The sequence below is a fragment of the Paraflavitalea pollutisoli genome, assembly GCF_029360705.1.
GTDB classification, from domain to species: domain Bacteria; phylum Bacteroidota; class Bacteroidia; order Chitinophagales; family Chitinophagaceae; genus Paraflavitalea; species Paraflavitalea pollutisoli.
Window position 1 is genome coordinate 461,077 of record NZ_JARKMX010000004.1, and the last position, 21,412, is coordinate 482,488.

Sequence of the window (21,412 nt, forward strand, 5' to 3'; positions counted from 1 at the left end):
AGTTGTCAATAAAGGTTACCAGCCGGGGTTTTGTACCAGCTTCAGGCCACGGTCCATTTCATATTGGGCGAGTGGGAAGAAGTAGTAGGCGTCTTTCCAGATATGGTTGTCGGCTACTACGCGCTTGTAAAAGTCATTACCATCTTTGTTGACATCCATGCCATGCAGGTCACCCATGGCTGACTTTACGATCTTCCAGCGGCGCACATCGAACCAGCGGTGGCTTTCATACGCGAGTTCGATACGGCGTTCGGCGCGGATCTTCTGTACCAGTTCCTGGCCGTTTACAATGGGCAGGTCGGCACTGCCATATTGAGGAATACCAGCCCGCTTACGGATCAGGTTGAGGTACTTGATGGCTTCGGCGTCGTTGTTGCCATATTCCGCCACCGCTTCTGCGTAGTTCAGGTACATTTCGCCGAGCCGTATCAGGATGAACGGACGTTCGAAGCTGATGTTGGCGATCCGGTTGGTGACCGGTGATACGCCTTTCAATACGAGGTAACCGGTGTGTGAGTAGTCTTCTCCGCCATTCTTTTTGCCATCCCTTCCAGAGTAGGTCATGTCAACGGTGATGGAGTCGCCCGTGATGGAGCCACCTTTGTACCGCGCGCCATTGTACAATACCGATGCATAGAAGCGGGGCTCACGGTTCACATACATGTTGAACACATTTTTTGTAAAACCCGTTTCGGCATACAAGGGTGATTCCTGGATAGAGCGACCGTCTTTCATAAAATACGCATCTACCATTTCCTGTACGGGTGATATGCCATTCCAACCACCGGCAGAGCGTAGGGAGCAGTTATAGTCCCAGTTCCACAATCCATTGCTCTTACGGGCAAAGATGGTTTCATTGTTCCAGGGTTGCAGGTGGATACCCCGGTAGGAGGCGACGGGGTTGCCCGCCGCATCCTCGTACAAAGCATAGGTATTCAGATCGATGACCGCCTTGGCCGCATCGGCGGCACGTTTCCATTTTTCTTTGTTGTATTGCTGGTTGATAAAGGGTTTGCCATCGATGTTGACAAAGCCTGCGAATTCGGTATTGCCATTGAATGCGGGACTGGCAGCATAGAGCAGCAGGCGGGCTTTGACAGCCAGGGCGGCACCTTTGGTGGCCCTGCCATAGTCACGATCTGTAGCAGGGACTACTGGTAATACTGCTGCAGCCTTGTCCAGCTCAGCCACGATATAGTCTACACATTCGTCATAGGAGTTGCGTGGCAGCTGAAGGTCGGCAGCCGTGGCATCGGGCGCCAGCTCCTTTTCGCCGATCAGCACGGCAGGACCATATTGACGCAGGATCATGAAATAGAACCAGGCGCGCAGGAAGCGGGCTTCGGCTTTGTATTGGTCGATGAGGGCCTGGCCATCCAGGTTCAGTATTTCCTTATTGCCATCGATGTGGCTCATGAAATAAGTGGCTGAGCGGATACCGTTGTAATAGGATTGCCAGAAATAGAAATGGGAGTTGCCGGGCGTCCAGTTACCAACGTTAAGCTGGTAGATGGTCCATTTGGCCCAGGCCACATTGACTTCATCCACATTGCCTGTCCAGGGCGTTCCATTCCACTGATCACTTTCGTCGCGGACAAAATTGTATACATTGGCCAGGTATTCTTCTGTTGGTTTCTTTTTTTGAAAGACCTCTTCGATGGTTTGCCGGTCGTTGGGAACCTGGTCCAGGAATTTTTTGCAGCCCGGCAGCAGAGCGATGGCGGCGATCAGGCCTATCGTACAAATGATCGTATGCTTCTTCATAATAATCGGCTGGTTGATTTAAAAGCGGCAGTCGATGCCGAAACTGTATGTTTTCATCAGGGGGTATTGTGCCCCTTTTCCGTCTCCCAATTCCACATCCCACAATTTGAACTGGCTGAACGTTGCTACGTTGTAGCCTACGGCATACAAGCGCAGGTGACTGATGCCGAGTTTGTCCAGCCAACCCTGTTTGCGGAAGGTATAGCTCATCTCCACGTTTTGAATACGCAGGAACGCGCCGTTCTTCAACCACCAGGTACTGTTGGCGTAGTTGGAGTTGGAGGTAGATGGGTAGGTGAGGCGTGGGTACCAGGGATCAGGGTTGGAGCCATCGGGCATCCAGCGATCGGTGATATTGCTGAAGAGATTGCCACGAATACCCTCTTGCTGGAAGGGTTGCAGACCTTCTCCGTTGAGGGAGATATCGACATTGCTGATACCTTTGAACCAGGCCCCAATCGACCAGTTCTTCCAGGTAAAGGAGGGACCAAATCCATAAACGATTTCCGGAATGGAGCCATAACCGATGGGTCCATTGTCGTAGTTGTCGATCTTGCCATCGCCGTTAAGGTCCTTGTATTTGATATCGCCGGGTTGTATGTTGCCAGTTTGTACAGGGCTGTTGGCAATCTCCCCTTTGGACTCGAATAATCCAAGTGCCGTAAGACCGAAACGTTGACCGTATTTACGCCCGATCACCTGCTGCCAGGGATACGGCCAGAGTGCATTGGCATCTTGCAATACCATGGCCCGGTTCCAGACCATATTGCCCCGGAACTCCATCGTAAGGTTATGCGACAGTTTCCTGTTGTAGGTGATGGTGCCGTCGATGCCTTTGTTGCGGATAGCGCCGAGGTTGCCATAAGGAGCCCGTTGAATACCGGCATAGTTGGGCAGGTCGCCCCGCTGCCGGAAAATACCTTCCCGGTTTTCGGAGAATACGTCGACGGTTAATGACAGGTCATTGTTGAGCGTGCGCAACTCCATGCCGATATTGGCCTTTTTAGCACGTTCCCAGGTCACGTCTACCGCGTAGTCGCCAATGTCGAGACCGCCGTAGTTGTTGGAAGTATTTCTGCCAAACTGGTATCCGGTCGTGGTGGCAACGGTGGAGATATAGGCAAAGCGGCGTCCTCCGATATTGCTATTGCCGACCATGCCATACGATCCCCGGAACTTCAGGAAGCTGACCACATTGGCCAATGGTTCAAAGAACTTTTCATTCGATACCACCCAGCCCGCGCCATAGGAGGGAAATAAGCCAAAACGCTTGCCTGCATTAAAAGTTTCTGATCCGTTGTATCCCAGGTTCACTTCTGCCAGGTAGCGGTTGTCGTACGAGTAGGTGGCACGGGCGGCAATACCCTGGTAGCGGTAGGGGATAGCATTGATAAAATCACCGGCGAACGCATCGGTACGGTCGCTTTGGTTGTACAGGAACATGCCGGTTACGTCGTGCAGGCCATTATTGAAGCTGGCGTTGTAATTGATGGCTGCTTCAGCATAGAACTGGCGGCTGCCACCATTGGTGCGTGAATACCCCAGGTAGTTTGATCCTACACGTGTTTGTTCAAATACGAGTTTGCCATCGGCGCCACGGCTATTGGCAAACCAGGTATCCACCGTTTTGGTCCTGGAAATGGTATGCGAGTTGTTGTTGTCGAAGGAGAACATACCATACACACTCAATCCTTTCAATAGGGGGCTGAGGTCTTGCGTAACCCGCACATTGGACCAAAGCTGGCTATTGACACCATTTACATAGCCCGTCTGGGTCAGCAGATCGTATGGGTTACGTACTTCTCCACGGGCCTGCGAGAACTGACCATTGGAGTAGCGCAATGGAATAACTGTGGGCGGCATGATATAAGCTGCGTTCCAGATATCGCCGGTGCTGGTACCGGGGTAGTTGCCTTCAGAGATCCAACCCGAAGCGCCGAAGTCAACGCGGGTATCGCGAAAGAGTTTCAGGGTCAGGTTGCTGGTGAAATTGTAGCGCGTAAAACGGATGGCCGAATTGTATTGTGCCAATTGGTCTGTTTTGAACAGACCCTGCTCATCGTAATAGCCTACGGAGAGGTAATAAGTGGCTCTTTCGGATCCTCCGTTGGCATTGACATTCACCCTCCGGTTGTCGCCATAGTCTTTAAACATTTCCTTCATCCAGTTCACGTTGGGGTAGAGGTCGGGATCACTGCCATCGGCCGTAGCTGCCAGCCGCTCGTCAGAATAAAGCGGGCGGGTAGCGTTGGGGTTTGTGTTCTTATAGGCCTCATTCGCCATTTGGAGGTAGGTAACCCCATCGGCGAATTCAGGTGCTTTGGTGAATTGGGTGATACCCTGGTTGAGTTGCAGGTTCACCCGGGGTTTGCCGGCTTTCCCTTTCTTGGTTTCGATCAGGATGACGCCATTGGCCCCCCGTACACCGTACACTGCCGTAGCGGACGCATCTTTCAGGATGGTGAAGTTGGCGATGTCTTCCGGGTCAATATTGCCAAAGGAACGTTCGACGCCATCGACGAGTACGAGTGGACCACTGTTGGTGAAAGTTGAAATGCCCCGGATATAGATTTGAGAGCCATCATAGCCGGGTTCGCCACTGCGTTGAACGCCGATGATACCGGCAACGCGGCCGGCCAGGGCATTGGAAATATTCGCAGCAGGGATCTTGAGGTCTTCCGCCTTGATGCTGGATTGGGCGCCGATCGTGCTGATCTTTTTTTGCTTGCCATACCCTACGACCACTACATCCTGCATGCTGCCGCTTTGTGGTTCCAGCGTGACAGCAATGACCAGTTGGTCGCGGAATACGGTGGTGAATACGTTGTAGCCGGTAAAGGAAAATTGCAGGGAATCGCCCTGGGTGGCGGTGATCGTATAGTAGCCCTGGTTGTTGGAGGTGGTACTGAGTCCGCTGGTTTTGTTCAGTACGGTAACGCCCGGCATGGGGGCTTCCAACTGGTCTTTAATGGTGCCGTTGACGGTAACCTTGTTGATCGTTTTGCCGGTGGCCTGTGCGAACAATCCCTGTCGCGCGGCTAGCAATAGCAGTAGCAGAAAGCCTGCACAAGTAAGCAGGTGCCTGCACCTTCTTTTCTCCATAAGCTTGTTGTTTGGTTGATTGTGAAAAATGTACTGTGGTTTTATATAGGCTGGATTCGCGAAAGCCATTTGGCTTTTGCGGCACCTAAGGTATTATGCGTTGGTGGCAGGGCCTGTTAACAGAATTCAACGAATACTTAACGAAATACAACGAATTGTTAATGAAAAATTACAAAGGGGAAAACTGCCCTGGAATGGCCTGTGTCGGTTGTTGTATGGGATTCTGTTCTATCTTTAGCCCCAAACTAACCAAGCCCTATGCAGTACACCATTGCTGCACATAAAACAACTGCGATCATTGGTTTTCTCATCCTGTCTGCCGTGCAGGTCTTTCTCATGTACAATACCTACGAGCTGAAAGGTGAAAAGTATATTCTGAGCGAAAGAGACCAGGTACACCGATCATATATGGAGTACCTGAGCAACGATATCGTATTTCCGGGGGCGAGTAAGATCATGGACCGCTATGTGTGGGATTACCGGATGCAACTGGAACACCTTTACCACACCAACCGGCCTGGGTTCGATTCTCTGCGTCAACGCCTGTGCGATGGATTTTTCGGGGCCTTGCGGCAAGCCAATAATTTCGATACCGTGCTGGCGCGTATCAGCAAAAAGGAGCATTTGCGTGACGATCTGCAGTACGTATTGTCGATACAGTCTATGGCCATCGCTTTTGAGAAAAATGAGTATGTCAGCTTGTTCGACAACAAGGAACCGAATCCGTTGATCAGTGATACGGTACTAAAGCCATTCGGGGCTGTTATCGGTGGTGGCCTGACACAGGTCAACAATCAGAACAAGATTGTGACCTTGATGGTCAGTTCACCTTACCAGTACAATTGCCGGGTATTTTTCACTTTGAACGTGGATGTGCCGAACAGGAGTATGGCCATTTTCAAACAAATGCTGCTGCCGCTGGCGCTTTCCCTGTTTTCCATTCTGGTGATGGTGGTTACGTTTTACATTACCTACCGCAATTGGATCCGGCAGAAGAAGCTGTCAGAGATGAAGACGGATTTCATCAATGGTATTACCCATGAGTTTCATACGCCCATTTCAGCGATTATTGTCGCCAATAAAGTATTGTTGAAAGATGAGATCAGTACGGACCGGGAAAGCATCCGGTCGATGGCCCAGGTGGTGGGCCGGCAGGCGGAACGCCTGCAGCACCTGATCAAACGGGTATTGGATATTACCACCACCAACCAGCTCAAACTTCAAAAAGAACGGTATTCGATACACCAGGTGACCGACGAGATCCTGCTGGCATACCGGCTTAAATATGCTGCCAATAACCTGTTACTCCACTTTCATAAAGACGCTAAGTACGACCAGGTTCAACTGGATCAGTTCTGGTTTACGACCTTGTTATTGAATATACTTGACAATGCCGTGAAGTATAATGATAAACCGGTTAAGGAGATCACGGTGTCAACGAGCAGCGATCGTCGGAATATTTACCTGGTGGTGAGTGACAATGGCATTGGCATCTCTAAAGAAGAGCTGCAGCACATTTTTGAAAAGTTTTACCGGCACAAGCGACATCAAACCGGCGATGTAAAAGGGCTTGGGTTGGGGTTGTTTTATGTACATCAAGCCGTTTCTGCCCACAACTGGAAGATCCAGGTAGACAGTGTGCCCGGCGAGGGGACGCGTTTTACGGTGATCATACCAGCTCAATTATCACGGGTGGCAGAGCCGGTCATGCCTGCTGCTGGCAGCCAGCCGATGTCGGCCATGTAACGCTATAATACTGCTATGAAATCGAGAATATTATTTGTAGAAGATGAGGCCGATCTGGGCAATGCGGTGGCAAAGTATTTTGAGATACTGCAGTTTGACGTGGACTGGCACCTCGATAGCAAAACAGCACTCGACCGGTTTACGGCCCAGCCGGCCGCCTACGATATTGTACTGCTCGACGTATCGATGCCCTTCATGGATGGTTTTGAGTTAGCTGCCAAAATCAGCCAGCTCAACAGCCAGGTTCCTTTCATATTCCTGACGGCGCGCAATGAACGGGCCGATAAACTGCACGGATTGCAATTGGGTGCCGTAGACTATATCGTGAAACCCTTCGATATCGATGAACTGGTATTGCGCATTAGGAACAATATCAAGCGGGGGCAACCTGCCCTGACGGTGGTGCCACAGCGATCGGTGATGGAGCGGGGAGATGTTAAGTTTTACAAAGATGCTTTGAAGCTCGTTATCCGGGAGCATACCATCACCCTCACAGCCCGTGAGGCCGAGTTATTGGACTATTTCTTTCAACATGTAAACCAGGTAGTGAAGCGTCAGGATATATTGACCCGTTTATGGAGTGAGAACGACTATTTCCTCGGTCGTAGTCTCGATGTATTTATCTTCCGGCTGCGCAAATACCTGAGCCATTCCAATAGTGTACAAATCGCCAACGTGTACGGTGTGGGATTTGTATTTGAGGTGGCAGACGGTAATTATAACCTTGAAGTTGCCGGGCATTGATCCTGCTGATCACGACCCGGTTGTTACCCAGCTCATCACTGATCTGCTGGTGGGGGCAGGATGAGCACGGATGATTGGGAGCGGTGTCGTTTAATAGCAGACTCATAATAGGTGGTATTTATTTGTTTGAAATAGTACCCCACAAATGTGCGACACGCCACAGGGAATTCCTGTAACACTTGTTACAAGTGGGTGTAACCCAGGTTACAAATTGTTAAAATGGCTACGTCGTCGTTTTGGCTACAAGATGCGGCAATATGGCTTCGCGGGCCTGCGGAGGGCGGCTGACATTTGTGGTAACAAAATGAGATAACAAATGAACACGATCTTTATTACCGGCGCTTCGGCCGGACTGGGAAAAGCCACCGCCCTCTTATTTCAACAAAAAGGTTGGAAAGTGATTGCCACCATGCGGCGCCCCGAGCAGGAAAAGGAATTGTCCACCCTCGACAATGTGACCCTGTTGCCCCTCGATGTGACCGATCCCGAACAGGTCAACAGTACCGTACAGCAGGCCATAACACTTGGCGTGGATGTGGTCTTCAACAATGCCGGCTATGGCCTCATGGGACCCATGGAAGCGATCCAGGACGAGCAGATCATCCGGCAGCTGAATACCAATCTGTTGGGCGTTATGCGCGTAACGCGGGCCTTTATTCCCTATTTCCGGGAAAAGAGAAAAGGGCTTTTCATCACCACTACCTCTATGGGCGGTTTGTTTGCCTTCCCGTTTGGATCTATCTACCATGCTACCAAATTTGCGCTGGAAGGCTGGAGCGAAAGTCTCTCCTTCGAGCTGGGTCAGTTCAATATCGGGGTGAAAACAGTGGCACCCGGTGGTATTGCGACCGATTTTGGCGGTCGGTCGATCGATGCCGCTGCGCATCCGTTGTACGATGCAGCGATGAAAAAAGTATGGGACCTGTTTGATGTCGAAAAGCTTTCTTCGGCCCAGCATATTGCGGAGGTGGTGTGGGAAGCCGCTACCGATGGCAAAGACCAGGTGCGGTATGTGGCCGGCGAAGATGCCAAAGCCCTGTACGCCCGTCGGCTTGAGCTGGGTAACGAGGCCTTCCGGAAAGAGATGGGTAAAAATGTACTAGGTTTGTAACTGGTAAAGGACGCACGATGAAAAAACATCCATCCATTCCCCACAAGATCGATTCGATCGCCGAGCTGCACCGGCAGCTGGGCCTTTCCGGCCCCCAGCATCCACTGATCAGCCTGGTCGATAATACAAAGATTGCCGTGGCGGTGGATCAATTGCCGGAGTCATTCGTACTGGGCTTTTATAAGATCTCCTATAAGAAGATCCTGAAAGGCAGGATGGGGTATGGTCAAGGGTATTATGACTACGAAGAGGGAGGCATGGTATTTACGGCGCCGCACCAGGTGATTGCCATCGATCCCGATGCGGAGTTTTTCGGCGCCACCTTGCTGATACATCCCGATATCTTACGCAACCATGCCCTGGGTAAATCGATTGGTAAATATGGTTTCTTCTCTTACGAATCCAACGAGGCGCTGCATTTGTCAGACAAAGAGCGCACGACGATCCTGGAAGTGTTGAAACTGATCGAGCGGGAACTGGACAGTCCGATCGATGATTTCAGCCAGGATGTATTGTTGTCTTATGTGGAAGTATTGCTCAACTACAGCAACCGGTTTTACAAGCGGCAGTTCATTACCCGTAAAGCGGTGAGCCATGACCTGCTGACCAATATGGAGCAATTGCTGCAGGACTATTTTAACGATGCCCGTGCCCTGCACAAAGGATTGCCGACCGTCGACTACCTGGCAGCGCAACTGCATCTTTCTCCGCGGTACCTGAGCGATATGTTGCGCTCGCTGACGGGCCAAAGTGCCCAGCAGCATATTCATGAGAAGCTGATTGAAAAGGCGAAGGAGAAACTTTCTACCACGAGCTTGTCAGTCAGTGAGATCGCTTTTGAACTCGGGTTCGAGCATCCGCAATCCTTCAGTAAATTGTTCAAGCTGAAAACCCACCAATCGCCGGGCGAATTCCGGCAATCATTCAATTAAAGACATCAAGAAAGAGGTTATCCAGCGATAACCTCTTTGCGTAAACACCCTTTCGTGAACGAAAGCTTTTGTTTCTGATGGCTATTATCGCTTCCGGTAGGTAAAATTCTTGATGTGGGTAGTGCCGTTGACGATGGCAATATTTTCTCCATTGGTTTCCACATTGCCGTCTACCTCCGCCTTGTAGCTGACGGTAAGTGTATTGGCGTCTCCATTGGCGCAATAGATGTTCAGGGAGCCGAAGTCGAAGCCCTTCACGGACTCAACCACGATGGTTTTGGTACCGCCGATAAAATCCTGCGTTTTGAATGACAATACACTTTCATTGCCCTGTGCGGTGCCATTGACTTTCCATACTACAGTTCCATATTGACTCGCATCGTTATTGCCTCCGGCAATCTGGAAATTGAGTACGTCATTGGCATCGGCACCGGTCACCTTCAGGGTGAACTTCATCGGTACGCGGGTGTTGGCGGGTGGTTCTGCATTGTCTTTGTCTTTTTTGCAGCCGGTGCTGAGCAGTCCGGCGATCAGGAGCAGGCATAGGTGACGAAGTAATCGGGTAACTGTCATTGTTTGCATTTTCATGGCTTGAAAAATGGTTTAATAACAGCAAAAGTAGCCGGGTGCGTTGCGCGCACCAATACCGGGAAACAAGGCTTTTTACCACTGTCTCTCCCTTGCCCGATACCATGAGGTTTTACTACCGGTAAACCCGTAGCTGGTTGTTCCTGGCATCCAGGATGGGTTGAAAAGGGGGCGTAAAATGTTACATCTGCTACAATACACCACCCATTTCTGCCGTTCGTGCTGTGGCCGAAGGGAGCGTTTATCCGATACTGAAACAGTTATCTTTGCCGGCCTTAAGACTATAGAAAAAAGCGCCAGTACCATTTATTGACCCTTTAACCCAAAAACCGACTAAACGAACATGTTAAGGTATTTTTTAATCCTGGCCGCCACGGCCATGGCGGGTAGCGCTTACGCCCAAAAGCAATCCATCACCTGGGGCGAAGAATTCAAACTCAAGAAGGGCAGTAACAACATTGCGGTGGTGCATACAGACGCCAGTGGTGTTTATCTGCAGGAAGACCACGTAGTCATGAAATCGTATTTTCTGATCGGTGCGTCGTACCGCGGTTCTGCATCCCTGGTCAAGCTGGACAGCAAACTACAGGAGTTGTATCGGAATGACTTCAATAAAGAGTTACGGGGAAAAGAATTTGAAACCTTCTTTTCTTTTCGTGATAAGTTGTTGATCATCGCCTCCGAATATCATAAAAGCGAACAAACCATGGAGGTGTTTGCGGCGGAGATCGACAAGGGGACAGGGGAGTTGCGCGAATCCTTCAAACCACTGACCAGTTTTCAGAAAGAAGAGAAGAAGAACGCGATCGAATTTAAGCTGATCCCCAATTCAGATACAACAAAGATTGTCATGATCAGCAGCATCACGGGAAAGGAAAAAAATACTTACCAGGTACAGGAGTATGACAAGAGCCTGAAGGCAATCACAAAACCGGCAACCATCTCTAACGAGTTTGAGGCAAAGACCTACCAATTGGAAGATGTGTTGTACACGACCGACAGGAAGATCGTTTTAGTTGGCCGGGTATTCGAATACCAGGAGGGCAAAAAGAAAAAGGAGAAATTCCTGGATTTTGCCAACTACAACATCCGCATCTACGATGACCGTGGCAAACAATTGAATGAGATTAACACCAACGTCAATGGTAAATGGCTCAACTCTACCAAGCTGATGCTCGGCAAGGGTAAGGACCTGATCCTGGCCAGCTTTTACAGCAAGGAAAAGAAAGGAGCTACCAATGGCTTGTTGGTACAACGCATCGACGCATCTACCGGAAAAGTGCTCAGCACGGCAGAGAAAGATATCAACTATTCGATGATCGCGACAGACAGTGGTGAGGCGGAAAAGGACGACGATGATGACAAGGACAAGGAAAGTAAGGCAGAAAGAAAGGAAAGAGAGTCTCTGGCGAAGATCAAGGATGAAGGCGAGGGTTTTTCCAAGTTTATGTTGTTTCGCAACATCTTCTATACGGCAGATAACGGACTTGTATTGCTGGCAGAGAAATACCATCACTACGAGTATATTTCTCAATCCTATACAGCTGGCACGAATGGATCGCCAGGCCGGTGGACTACGTACTACAATTATGTGTACGAATGTGGCGAAATACTGATGTGTAAGATCGATGCCAATAACAATATCGGCTGGCTGCAGATAGTGCCGAAGGCGCAACGGGAAGTAATCCGGAGCAGCGGTGGCTCTACGGGCGCGGGATTTGGCGTCTCGTTCAGCAGTTTCTTTGCTTCCGGCGCACGTCCTTTTTATGCAGGATTTGGCGCTATTCAAACTAAAAACCAGATTCACCTGGTATTTAATGATCACACCAAAAATGCCGGTGTAACACAGCCGGGACAAAGTGTGAAAGGGATCGCTACCTACCGCAAATCAGATTGCTTCATTGTCTCGCTGGATGAAGTGGGCGGAAAATTCCAGCGTAAGCTATTCTTCTCCAATGCTGATGTGCCTACCTCCATGCCGCGTCACAGCGCTGTGATCGGTCAGGATATGTATGTGGTGGGCAAAACAGACCGCTTGTTTGGAAAAACCAAACTGGCTGTAGGTAAGATCACCTCTAAATAACCAGGGAAATTCCTGATAATAGATAAGGGCTGGCCGTTGGCTGGCCCTTTGTTATTCGGATAGTTCACGCGCTATCCCGCGCATCAGGCTTTAATCGCCTGGAAAAAGCTGTCCCGGTATTTGTCGCCGATGGGGATGATGGTGTCGCCGATTGCGATACGGCTTTTTTCTACGGAGCTAATATGTCGTAAGCCGACAATATACGACCGGTGAACCCGGCAAAAGCTGGTGCGGGGCAGTTGTTCTTCGATGGCGTTGAGGGTTTGCAGCGTCATGATCCTGCCGCTTGTGGTATACAGTGATACATAGTTCTGTAAACTTTCTGCGTACAGCAATTCGCTGAGGAGAATCCGTTGGATGCGGTGTTCGGTTTTGACAAACAGGTAGTCCAGTGGGTCAGGCACCGGCGTGGCAGGCGAGGAGGAGAGTGCAGTGAGCTGTGCCAGTTTGAGGGCTTTCTCTGCCGAGCGGTAAAACCGGTCGAAGGAAATGGGTTTGAGCAGGTAGTCGACCACATCGTGCTCGTATCCTTCCAGTGCGTAGTCGGGATAGGCCGTGGTGAGAATGAACAAGCGCTGCTTGCCAATGATCTTCATCAGTTGCAGCCCACTCAACTCTGGCATCTGAATATCGAGGAACACGAGATCGATGGATTGCTCGCGCAGTATATCCAGTCCTTCGATCGGGTTGGTGGTAGCCGCTGCCAGCTCGAGAAAGGATGTTTTTTGTACGTAGTCGGTTAGGATGTCTACGGCCAGTGGTTTGTCGTCTATGATGAGGCAACGCAATATCATGCTGTAGGGGATAGGGTCAGGTGAACGGAATAGGTATCGTTGGTATCCTGGATGAGCAGCTCGTGCCTGTCGGGATACAGCAGCTCCAGCCGGCGCCGTACATTGGCGAGTCCAATGCCCGGTGTAACATCTTTCTGGCTTTTGTGGGGTTTGTTGCTGACCCAAAAACTGATCCTGTTTTGCCTGGTATCCAACTGGATGCGTACCGGATGCGCGGGGTCATTCAATACACCGTGTTTAAAGGCATTTTCTACAAACGACACGAAGATCAGCGAAGCTACCCGCTGATCGCCCACGGGGCCATGGGTGGTGAAGTCGATGAAGGCATTTCCCTTGGCGCCGATGCGTTGCAGCTCGATCAGGTTGTGCAAATAATCGATCTCCCGATGCAGGAGCACGAAATCGCCGGCGCCTTCCCGCAACATATAGCGTAATAATTCCGATAGTTTCAACACGGCTTCGGGCGCCTGGTCCGATTTCTGGTACGTCAGCGCATAAATATCGTTGAGGGTATTGAAGAGGAAATGCGGATTGATCTGTGAGCGGAGAAAAGCCAGTTCGGTGGTGAGCTTTTCGCGCTGCAGGGCTGCCTGTCGTTGCCGGTTACGGATATAGGTTTCGGCTAAGAAGTACAGTATCCCGTACACAAAGTATTTCGGGAAATAGAACCAGAAAATATTCGTGGAAAAGTCCCATACTTGCATAGGCCGGCCGAAATAGTTGTCGAAGCCCAGGAATGGTTTGAAGATACCATATTCGAGTGTAAAACGCCACCCGATCATCACCACCAGCAGCAACGCTGCATACAGGATAGCCAGGAAGTATTGCTTGCGATTAAAAAAGGTCCTGGCCACTACCAGGTAACTACCATAAAAACACAAAGCGGCGATGGATTCATAACCGATGGTGATGAGGGCATAACGGCCCAGCAGGATCATGTCCTTGGCGTGTCCGGCGAACGAACGGGTGTCGTTGTTGATGTAGTCCTGAATGATATCGCTGAGCACCAGCAGCAGCCAGATGGCTACGTGCAGCCATACGATATGTTTTCGCTTCATGCCGTAAATATATTGCCGAATACCCGGAATGGCGGCCTCCCTATGGGCAAATTGACGAATGGGCGATTTGCAGGGACAAAATGGTCGCCGGCCAATTGGTCAATCGATTCGACCGGTTCAGCAATCGCTCACTGATCCGTGCTGCATTCACCATCATCTTTGGTGTAAAACAACGCCATGATACAAAAAACGACCCTGTTCCTGCTGCTCCTGGTGAGTTTGCAGGCTACTGCCCAGGTAGAAAAGAAATTGAAAGTGGAGGTGCATCCCGGTGTGGAGCTTTTTACCGTGATCCAGATACTCGCTGAAAAATACCCGGACCCCAATCCTTCTGCCTATGCCAAAGAGGCCATGGCTTATTTTGGCCGGTATAAAGATCATCCGGCCGTCAGGAAGGTAGGCTCCTTCGAGAAAACCTATACCGACCTGGTGGAGCTGGGTTGGTGTATGACCGGCTTTCCTGCCATCAAGATCTACGAACCGGCGGCAGACCTCAATTGGTACAAACACTACGGCAAGGAAAACGTACTGGAGTACATCCGGCTTGCCCGTGATTTTTTCAATGATACCCGGTTTTGGGATTTCTTCCAGCAACATCAGGCCAGGTACCAGCAATGGGGCGATGACCTGAAACATAAAGTAGATTCGGCCGGCCTGGTACAGATGCTCCAGGGGTTCTATAAATACGATTCCGACGTGCGTTGGTGGATCTGTATCGACCCACTGAATAACTGGGGCTCACATGCCATTACGACCAAGACCCTCAATCCGGATTACGCCGATTGGGTGGTGTACAATACCGGCTATTTTGTCCGCAATGCAGATTCGCTGAAGGATCCCTATTTCGAGTTCACCAACTTCGACAACCTGGTGTTTCATGAAGGCAGTCATATTTACATCAACGACCTGTTGAAGCAATACGATCAGCAGATCGAGGCGCTTAGCTACCTGTTCAATAAAAACGATGAAGGCATGCGGCGCAACAATATATCCAACTGGGCTTATTGTCTCGATGAAAATATTGTTCGTTCAGTGACGGCAGCCCTCTACCGCAAATACCGCGATGAGCGGTCCTATAAAAAACAAATGGCCAAAGAGTTGCTGAGTGATTTTATCTACGTGGAAGAGCTGGAACCTTTCATTACCAAAAACTATGTCAACAGCGGTAAATACAAGGACTTTGCGGCCTTCTTTCCGGAGATACTGGCCTTTCTGAAAAAGGCGCATCCTGCCAGGGTAAACTAATCAGGTCATCAAATGTATCAGGGGATCGCCGAGCGGTGGTCCCCTTCGTTTATTACCAGCTATTCGAAAGAATGCTTTACGGTGCTCCATAATGCATCCAGCGCAATGATGCGCGGCTTCAGGAAAGAGATGATGGTGGGCCAGTCGGTTTGTCGCAAAATATTCACACCTTCCAACGATTTGCTCACCGTACTAACGATCCTGCCGTTCAATTCCCGGTCGGCCTTCCAAAGCCAGTCATCTTCACCCAGCGCTTCTTCCAGCATCGCTTTCAGCTGCACCAACTGCTCGTAGTGGGCATGACGCAGCTCCGTGTTGCTGTGCGACAGCTGGATCATGATCATGGCCTGGTCACGATCGGCATCCATCTTAAAGCTGATGCCGTTGATGCCGGTCTTGTAGTTGATCCAGTTGACAGGTAGTCCATCCACAGACGTCACTGGCTGCATGTACCGGCCAAAAGAGGTCCAGAAAGACTGTGTTATTTTGGAAGCTTCTTCGCGTGTGTAGGCCATGGTGTAAAAGGCGCAAGATACGATCAAAAGCGGCTTCCGTCCATTGGACATAATAACAGGGGGAATTTTTGCCGCCAGCGCTTATCTTTGATACTTTTACTAATATGTTCCCAGGCCCCATGAACGAGGTATTACAAAGAATAGCAGACGCACAGGCAGTTATATTTGATATGGACGGTACGCTGATCGACAGCACAGAAGCGGATTACCTGGCCTGGAAGCGTGTGTTTGCCGAGCACCAGGTTGACCTGACCTTCGAGCAATACTTCCCCTTGCTGGGCAGAAGAAGCCACGATGTGGTGAAAGAGGGGCTGGGGCTGGAAGGCGCTGCGCTTGATACCGCCCTGTCGGACAAGATGCGTTACTTCAACGAGGTGATCGATACCCACGGTTTTAAAATGATAGAAGGCGCCAAAGAACTGGTAGAAAAAGTGAGTCGCCAAGGGGTAAAACTCGGCCTGGCCACCAGTTCCAGAAGGCCCAAAATGACCCTGGTGATGGAGCGGGCGGGCTTGCTTGGCTATTTTGATGTGACCGTCACCGGCGACGAGGTGATCAACGGCAAACCTGCTCCCGAAATTTTCCTCACCGCTTCCCAGCGCCTGGGCATCGCTCCTGAAAACTGTATTGCTTTTGAAGATGCTGCCAATGGCGTGCGCGCCGCTAAACAGGCGGGCATGCATTGTGTGGCGATCACCACTACCCATACTGCGGCGCAATTATATGAAGCCGACCTGGTGATTGATAGTTACCAGCAGCTATACGGCCAACCCACGACTTAATCTACTCCTATTTGAGCCAATACCCCGGTATATTCAATGGATTGATTGCGGCCGGTGTCGTTCAGGCGATAGCAGCCTGCTGGTTTCTTGGCCGGCGGCCGCTAAAAGATACCAGCCTGCAACTATTGCGCGTACTATTGGTGGTGCTGGGCCTACTGGCGGTCAAAATTCTCCTGCATACTGCTGGCGGGTGGCAAGCTCCTGGTCTGCGGTATTTCCCGCTGGCGATCGATACCCTGGTGGCGCCCCTTTTCTACGCCTATACAGGTTCCCTGGTCAATAAGGATTTTAAGCTGTCAAAGAAATGGTGGCCGCATGTTGCCATCCCAACCATATTTATGGTACATGCGCTGGTGGTGTACGGTGTGACCTTGGGTGTTGGTGACCTTGCTGCCAAAGACGTAATGGCTGCCAGCATGGGCTATAATGAAGTGAAATGGTGGGAAGATGTGGTGACGCTTATTACAGCGCTGCTGTATTGGACCTTGTCCTGGATCAAAGTACGGCGATACCGGCAATGGTTATTTGCCCATGAGTCGGCCACCCGATACCAGGAATTGACCTGGCTGCGTAACCTACTCCTGGTGACCGCAATCCTGGTTATCTTGCTGACTGTCTCTTCACTTGCCGCGAATATCCTTTATTGGCAGGGTAGCTTTTACTACCTCGTTGTATTTTATGTGTACCTCATTTTGCTGATTTATTATCTTTCTTATCGCGAAGCAGGGTGGGCCTCGCCAGGCTCCGAACAGGTGGTAACAAACGTTCCTTCTGCAGAGGTTGTACAGGTGCTGCCGGCCATTCAGGTATCCGAACAGGATAATAAATTGCAGGAACGATTGCTGCAACTGATGCAGGAGCAAAAGCCTTACCTCGATCCCGAATTGAATCTTGCCACCCTGGCCTCACTGGTGGGGGCACCGGCGACCCAGGTATCGCAGGTCATCAATAGTGGTTTGGGACAAAACTTCAGGAACTGGGTAAATGGGTACCGGGTGGAGGAAGTCAAACAACGTCTCAACGATCCCGCCTTTGCGCACCTCAATATGACCGGCATTGCCTTCGACTGTGGCTTTAACTCCGAAGCCAGTTTCTACCGCATCTTCCGCCAGTTTACCGGGCAATCGCCCAAATCCTACAGCGCATTGCGCACAAAAGAGCCATAACAGTTTATGAATGCTTTTTATTAGCACTCAAAACCCGTTTTGAGTGGGAAATGGGGATGTGAAGTGGTTGATTTGTTGCAAAATATAGCCCATGATCAACTTCCGCAGACTGCTTCGACGCTTGTTGCTGTCTTTATTACTGGTAGTTATCGTCACCGGTATCTATACTTCGCTGCCCCGGGTGCGTGCTGCAAATAGTATTTATGGGCGTGCGCTGGCGACCAGCCAGCTCCTGCCCTCGGCCGTACAAGACTCCCTGCATCAATACCTGAACGACCCCGCCCAGCACTATGCTGCGGGCCAACAGGTGGTGGCCCTGTGGCGGGAGCAAGTCATTTTTGAGGTGGGTGATGCTCGTCAACTCATCAACTGCCACTCGGCGAGGAAAAGCATTATGAGCCTGCTGATGGGCATCGCGCAGGAAAAAGGATTGCTACATCTGACGGAAACGCTGGGCGACCTGGGGATCGACGAAAGCCGTACGCCGCTGACCGCGCAGGAAAAAACAGCTACCATCCGTGACTTGCTGATGGCCCGCTCGGGCGTGTACCTGCCGGCGGAAGCGGAGACCGATTTTGCCAAAGCCAACCGGCCCCGGCGCGGGCAATATGAACCAGGCGCCTTTTTCTTTTACAACAACTTCGACTTTAATGTACTGGGGGCGATCCTGGAAAAGAAAAGTGGTCTGTCGATCGGTGCGTTTATGGAAAAGTACCTGGCGAAGCCCTTAGGCATGCAGGACTTTGCTCCCACGAATGTGGTGTATGGAAATCCCTGGCCGGTGCGTGACGATCGATCGGATTATCGGGTATACTGGATGTACCTGAGCGCCCGCGACCTGGCCCGTATCGGTGCCCTGGTGGCCCAGTTGGGGCGCTGGCAGGGGCGTCAGGTTGTAGGGGCCGATTGGATACGCGAAAGTACCCGGGCATACACGACGGAACTTCATGAAAGTATGTGGCCATTCGATGGCTACGGATACCTGTGGTGGTTGGACAAAGACAACAACACGATCTGGGCCGATGGTTATGGTGGACAGTTCCTGCTGATCGATACCAGCCGCGGACTGGCGATCGCGCAACGGAACTTTACCGGCAACTCGCTGATGAGCGCCGGCTTGTTTATGATGCGGCAGCGCCCCCATGGCGGGCGAAAGCACCTGATGCATGTTTATGACGTTATGAAGGAATATATCCCCTGATGGTGCTTGCTGCTTACTCAGGGCTTTTGCCAATGCACCTCCGTCAGTACAGGATTGAACTCGATGGCGGTGGTGGTGGTCGTCAGCTTTTGATCACCACTCGACGACTCGGTGATGGTCGGGTAACTGACACCGTCTTTTTGTGCGTATTGCCGGTACACGTTGAAGGTAGGTGTGCTGCCCACCGTATAGGCGCTGGCTTTCAAGGTGAGGTCTGTGCCGATCAGGTACACGATCTGATAGCCTTTTATGGTGCAGGTGATCGCCTGGTCTCCTTTCACGGTCGACACGGTTCCTGTCAACAACGCGGTGTTCAGTGATTGATGCAGCCCCATCACGCCCTGATGAAAGCTCAGCATCAACTCATCTTTTTCTGCTGTCGATAAAGGCTGCAGGCTACCGTTGGACCACTGCCAGCCGTCGTCGCCTATGAGCTGTTTGACGAGTAGCAGTTTGTTTTGTTGTCTTACTTCCATGCGTAATTTTCTGTTGACGATATCGGCCTGGGCAACTACCTGGAATCCGCCCGTGATCGTTGCGGTTTCCCGGCTGGTGTTCACTTTGTCGAGATTGGCGCCGCCATAGCGTTGGCGCAGTTGCGCTACCAGCGAGGCCGCCGTGAGGGTTTTGTTAGTCGATGGGCTGTTGGTTTTGGTATCGGTGCCGGTCGCTGTCTGCTCCTGCCGTGTGCCAGCTTTGGCCTGCCCATCTTCCCGGAAATAGAATGCACCACCCAGTACGATCATGTTCTGTTCGGTAGGCGGGCTGTAAAAGAAGCTTTGTTTCGCCGTCTTGCCATTGTTGAACCGAAGGGTTATTTCACCATCTCCCAGCGTGTAAGTGCCCTGCAAGGCGTCTTTGCTGGTGGATTTACCGCCGATGGTGCCACCCGCTGCATCACCGCCAATGCCCAAGATGCCTTCATGGTCGAGGGTGAAGCGTCCCTTGCCATCGAAATACAGGAAGTCGGAGGAGAAGGTACCCACCTGTGGCATGCCGGTTCCGGCGCCTCCACTGGTAGCCGCGCCGCGACTTTCATATCCAGCCGCCGGCAGGTTGGTTACCAGTATCATTTGGTGCAGGGTGGAGGCTACGCCGCTGGTGGTTTGTAGCTTACCGTTTGCCGATAGCTTGTAGGTTTGACTTTCGGACCCATCGGTAAAGTTTAGTTGCACCAATCCATTTTTGATGGTGTACTGGCCGCTGACATGGGTTTTCCAGGCCGGGGCGTTTAGTTGGGTAGTAAAGCTGCCGTTGTTGCGGAAGTAGAGGACGATGTTGTCTATTTGCATGCCGTTGTACGGCGTATTGTAGATCTGTGCGCCTGCGTACAGGCCTTCCAGCTTGCTGGTTTGGCCATAGGCTGTGCTGGTAGCCAGCATTACTACAGTCAATAACCAGAGTAATATATTCTTTTTCATAGCGGTAAGTTTTTACGCTTGTGACATCCCATTACCGAAAGACATCAAACAAGTATAATACCAATTAATCGAGGCCAAATGATACAATCATTAAATTTGGCGGCACATTGTTTACGCCTTTGACAAATCTGATACATATGTCTTTTATTCGCAGGCTTCTTTCCATCGTTTTATGTTTCGTTTGTGGCGCAGTGGCCTACACAGCGCTGGCACAGTCAGCTTTCGTTCCCGGCTTTAAGAACTGCCGGCAATGCCTGGTATTGTCCGAACAGTCGGTGAACCGGGTGGCGATACTTGACCTGGCTGCCCAACGTATTGTTTGGGAGTGGTTGCCCGATCAATCGCCTGCTATCAAGCCTGCGCATGTGGGTTGGTTTAGATTTCCCTCGGATGCCAAAGTGGTGTATGGGGGTACAGCGATCCTCATGAATGCATCGGGTGGGGGCGTAGCGTTGATCCGTATCGCCGATAAGAAGGTCATGTTCTATGCGTATGCAGGCGGCAATCCACATTCCTCCGAACTGTTGCCCGACGGGAATATCGTAACGGCCTCCAGCACGGGTAACCTGATGACCGTATTCAGAACCGATACGCTACAGTTTCCCGAAAAGGTGTACAGCCAACAACGATACCTCGAATTTGGTCACAACGTCGTTTGGGACAACAAGCGGCAGTTGTTGTGGTCGGCTGCGCAGGACAAATTGCAGACTTTCCGCTACAATGGTGATTGCCGTCAACCCGAATTGATTCCCCTGGATTCTATCCCATTACCGCAGAAGGGCGCGCATGACCTGTTTCCTGTTGGGGGTAAACAAGCCCTGTGGCTAACGAATACCCAAGCTACCTACCAATATGACCTGCGCAAAAAGGCGCTGACAGCCATCTCTATCCCCTGGCATGATGTGAAAAGCGTCAGCACAGGTCCCAAAAACGCGCCCGTCGTAGTGGTGGTGCCAGACGGTACGCCTGGCAGCTGGTGGACCAATGAGGTTCGCTCCACCGACGGGAAGATCGTTTTCAAACAGGCCGGACTTAAGATATACAAAGCGCGTTGGTTTATAGAGAATGACTTCAGTTATCCCGCCAACAACCCGCTCCGGATATGTCAGTAGTTGGCTGACCCGTTCTATTTCTTACCTAAAGTCAAGGAGCCTGCGTGT

At 51.0% G+C, this 21,412-nt stretch carries 17 protein-coding genes; 10 read left to right on the forward strand and 7 right to left on the reverse strand.

What is annotated here, in order from left to right:
• Window positions 1-15: 15 nt before the first annotated feature.
• Window positions 16-1,764 carry a RagB/SusD family nutrient uptake outer membrane protein gene (locus tag P2W70_RS11740; protein WP_276481651.1) on the reverse strand — a complete coding sequence of 583 codons (1,749 nt, stop codon included), beginning with the start codon at window positions 1,762-1,764 and terminating at the stop codon, window positions 16-18.
• An 18-nt stretch (window positions 1,765-1,782) separates the two neighbouring features.
• The gene (locus tag P2W70_RS11745; protein ID WP_276481652.1) at window positions 1,783-4,866 is read right to left on the reverse strand and encodes a SusC/RagA family TonB-linked outer membrane protein; all 3,084 of its coding nucleotides are present in this window, start codon (window positions 4,864-4,866) and stop codon (window positions 1,783-1,785) included.
• Window positions 4,867-5,124: 258 nt separating this feature from the next.
• On the opposite strand from P2W70_RS11745, the gene P2W70_RS11750 reads away from it, so the two are divergent.
• From P2W70_RS11750 to P2W70_RS11765, 4 genes are all read left to right on the forward strand, one after another.
• Complete coding sequence (locus P2W70_RS11750) at window positions 5,125-6,612, forward strand: sensor histidine kinase (RefSeq protein WP_276481653.1); 1,488 nt, start codon at window positions 5,125-5,127, stop codon at window positions 6,610-6,612.
• A gap of 15 nt (window positions 6,613-6,627) precedes the next feature.
• Window positions 6,628-7,356: a response regulator transcription factor gene (locus P2W70_RS11755; RefSeq protein ID WP_276481654.1), complete on the forward strand. Its 729-nt coding sequence runs from the start codon at window positions 6,628-6,630 to the stop codon at window positions 7,354-7,356.
• 316 nt (window positions 7,357-7,672) lie between these two features.
• Window positions 7,673-8,467 (forward strand): SDR family oxidoreductase, encoded by a 795-nt coding sequence (locus P2W70_RS11760; RefSeq protein WP_276481655.1) that lies wholly within the window; start codon window positions 7,673-7,675, stop codon window positions 8,465-8,467.
• Window positions 8,468-8,484: 17 nt separating this feature from the next.
• A complete protein-coding gene (locus tag P2W70_RS11765; RefSeq protein ID WP_276481656.1) occupies window positions 8,485-9,399 on the forward strand; it encodes a helix-turn-helix domain-containing protein in 915 nt (304 codons plus the stop codon).
• 84 nt (window positions 9,400-9,483) lie between these two features.
• Here P2W70_RS11765 and P2W70_RS11770 read toward each other — a convergent pair whose 3' ends face one another.
• The gene (locus tag P2W70_RS11770) at window positions 9,484-9,987 is read right to left on the reverse strand and encodes a hypothetical protein (RefSeq protein ID WP_276481657.1); all 504 of its coding nucleotides are present in this window, start codon (window positions 9,985-9,987) and stop codon (window positions 9,484-9,486) included.
• 343 nt (window positions 9,988-10,330) lie between these two features.
• On the opposite strand from P2W70_RS11770, the gene P2W70_RS11775 reads away from it, so the two are divergent.
• Window positions 10,331-12,070, forward strand: a complete 1,740-nt coding sequence (locus tag P2W70_RS11775; protein WP_276481658.1) for a hypothetical protein — start codon at window positions 10,331-10,333, stop codon at window positions 12,068-12,070.
• Window positions 12,071-12,153: 83 nt separating this feature from the next.
• Here the strand turns inward: P2W70_RS11775 and P2W70_RS11780 are convergent, their stop codons facing one another.
• Window positions 12,154-12,864 (reverse strand): LytR/AlgR family response regulator transcription factor, encoded by a 711-nt coding sequence (locus P2W70_RS11780; protein WP_276481659.1) that lies wholly within the window; start codon window positions 12,862-12,864, stop codon window positions 12,154-12,156.
• Entirely contained in the window at window positions 12,861-13,922 is a 1,062-nt protein-coding gene (locus P2W70_RS11785; protein ID WP_276481660.1) for a sensor histidine kinase, read from the reverse strand. Before P2W70_RS11785 ends, P2W70_RS11780 begins: the two co-directional genes overlap by 4 nt.
• A gap of 177 nt (window positions 13,923-14,099) precedes the next feature.
• On the opposite strand from P2W70_RS11785, the gene P2W70_RS11790 reads away from it, so the two are divergent.
• Entirely contained in the window at window positions 14,100-15,167 is a 1,068-nt protein-coding gene (locus tag P2W70_RS11790; RefSeq protein WP_276481661.1) for a DUF4932 domain-containing protein, read from the forward strand.
• A gap of 59 nt (window positions 15,168-15,226) precedes the next feature.
• Here P2W70_RS11790 and P2W70_RS11795 read toward each other — a convergent pair whose 3' ends face one another.
• A complete protein-coding gene (locus P2W70_RS11795) occupies window positions 15,227-15,682 on the reverse strand; it encodes a DUF4268 domain-containing protein (RefSeq protein ID WP_276481662.1) in 456 nt (151 codons plus the stop codon).
• A 119-nt stretch (window positions 15,683-15,801) separates the two neighbouring features.
• Between P2W70_RS11795 and P2W70_RS11800 the strand changes: the two genes are divergently transcribed.
• From P2W70_RS11800 to P2W70_RS11810, 3 genes are all read left to right on the forward strand, one after another.
• On the forward strand, window positions 15,802-16,464 hold the full coding sequence (locus P2W70_RS11800; protein ID WP_276481663.1) for an HAD family hydrolase: 663 nt from the start codon (window positions 15,802-15,804) through the stop codon (window positions 16,462-16,464).
• A gap of 11 nt (window positions 16,465-16,475) precedes the next feature.
• Window positions 16,476-17,630, forward strand: a complete 1,155-nt coding sequence (locus tag P2W70_RS11805) for a helix-turn-helix domain-containing protein (RefSeq protein WP_276481664.1) — start codon at window positions 16,476-16,478, stop codon at window positions 17,628-17,630.
• Window positions 17,631-17,721: 91 nt separating this feature from the next.
• Window positions 17,722-18,831 carry a serine hydrolase domain-containing protein gene (locus P2W70_RS11810; RefSeq protein WP_276481665.1) on the forward strand — a complete coding sequence of 370 codons (1,110 nt, stop codon included), beginning with the start codon at window positions 17,722-17,724 and terminating at the stop codon, window positions 18,829-18,831.
• Window positions 18,832-18,848: 17 nt separating this feature from the next.
• On the opposite strand, the gene P2W70_RS11815 is transcribed toward P2W70_RS11810, so the two are convergent.
• On the reverse strand, window positions 18,849-20,252 hold the full coding sequence (locus P2W70_RS11815; protein WP_276481666.1) for a hypothetical protein: 1,404 nt from the start codon (window positions 20,250-20,252) through the stop codon (window positions 18,849-18,851).
• Window positions 20,253-20,389: 137 nt separating this feature from the next.
• Here P2W70_RS11815 and P2W70_RS11820 point away from each other — a divergent pair, with 137 nt between their 5' ends.
• Entirely contained in the window at window positions 20,390-21,364 is a 975-nt protein-coding gene (locus P2W70_RS11820) for a DUF6528 family protein (protein WP_276481667.1), read from the forward strand.
• Window positions 21,365-21,412: the final 48 nt, after the last annotated feature.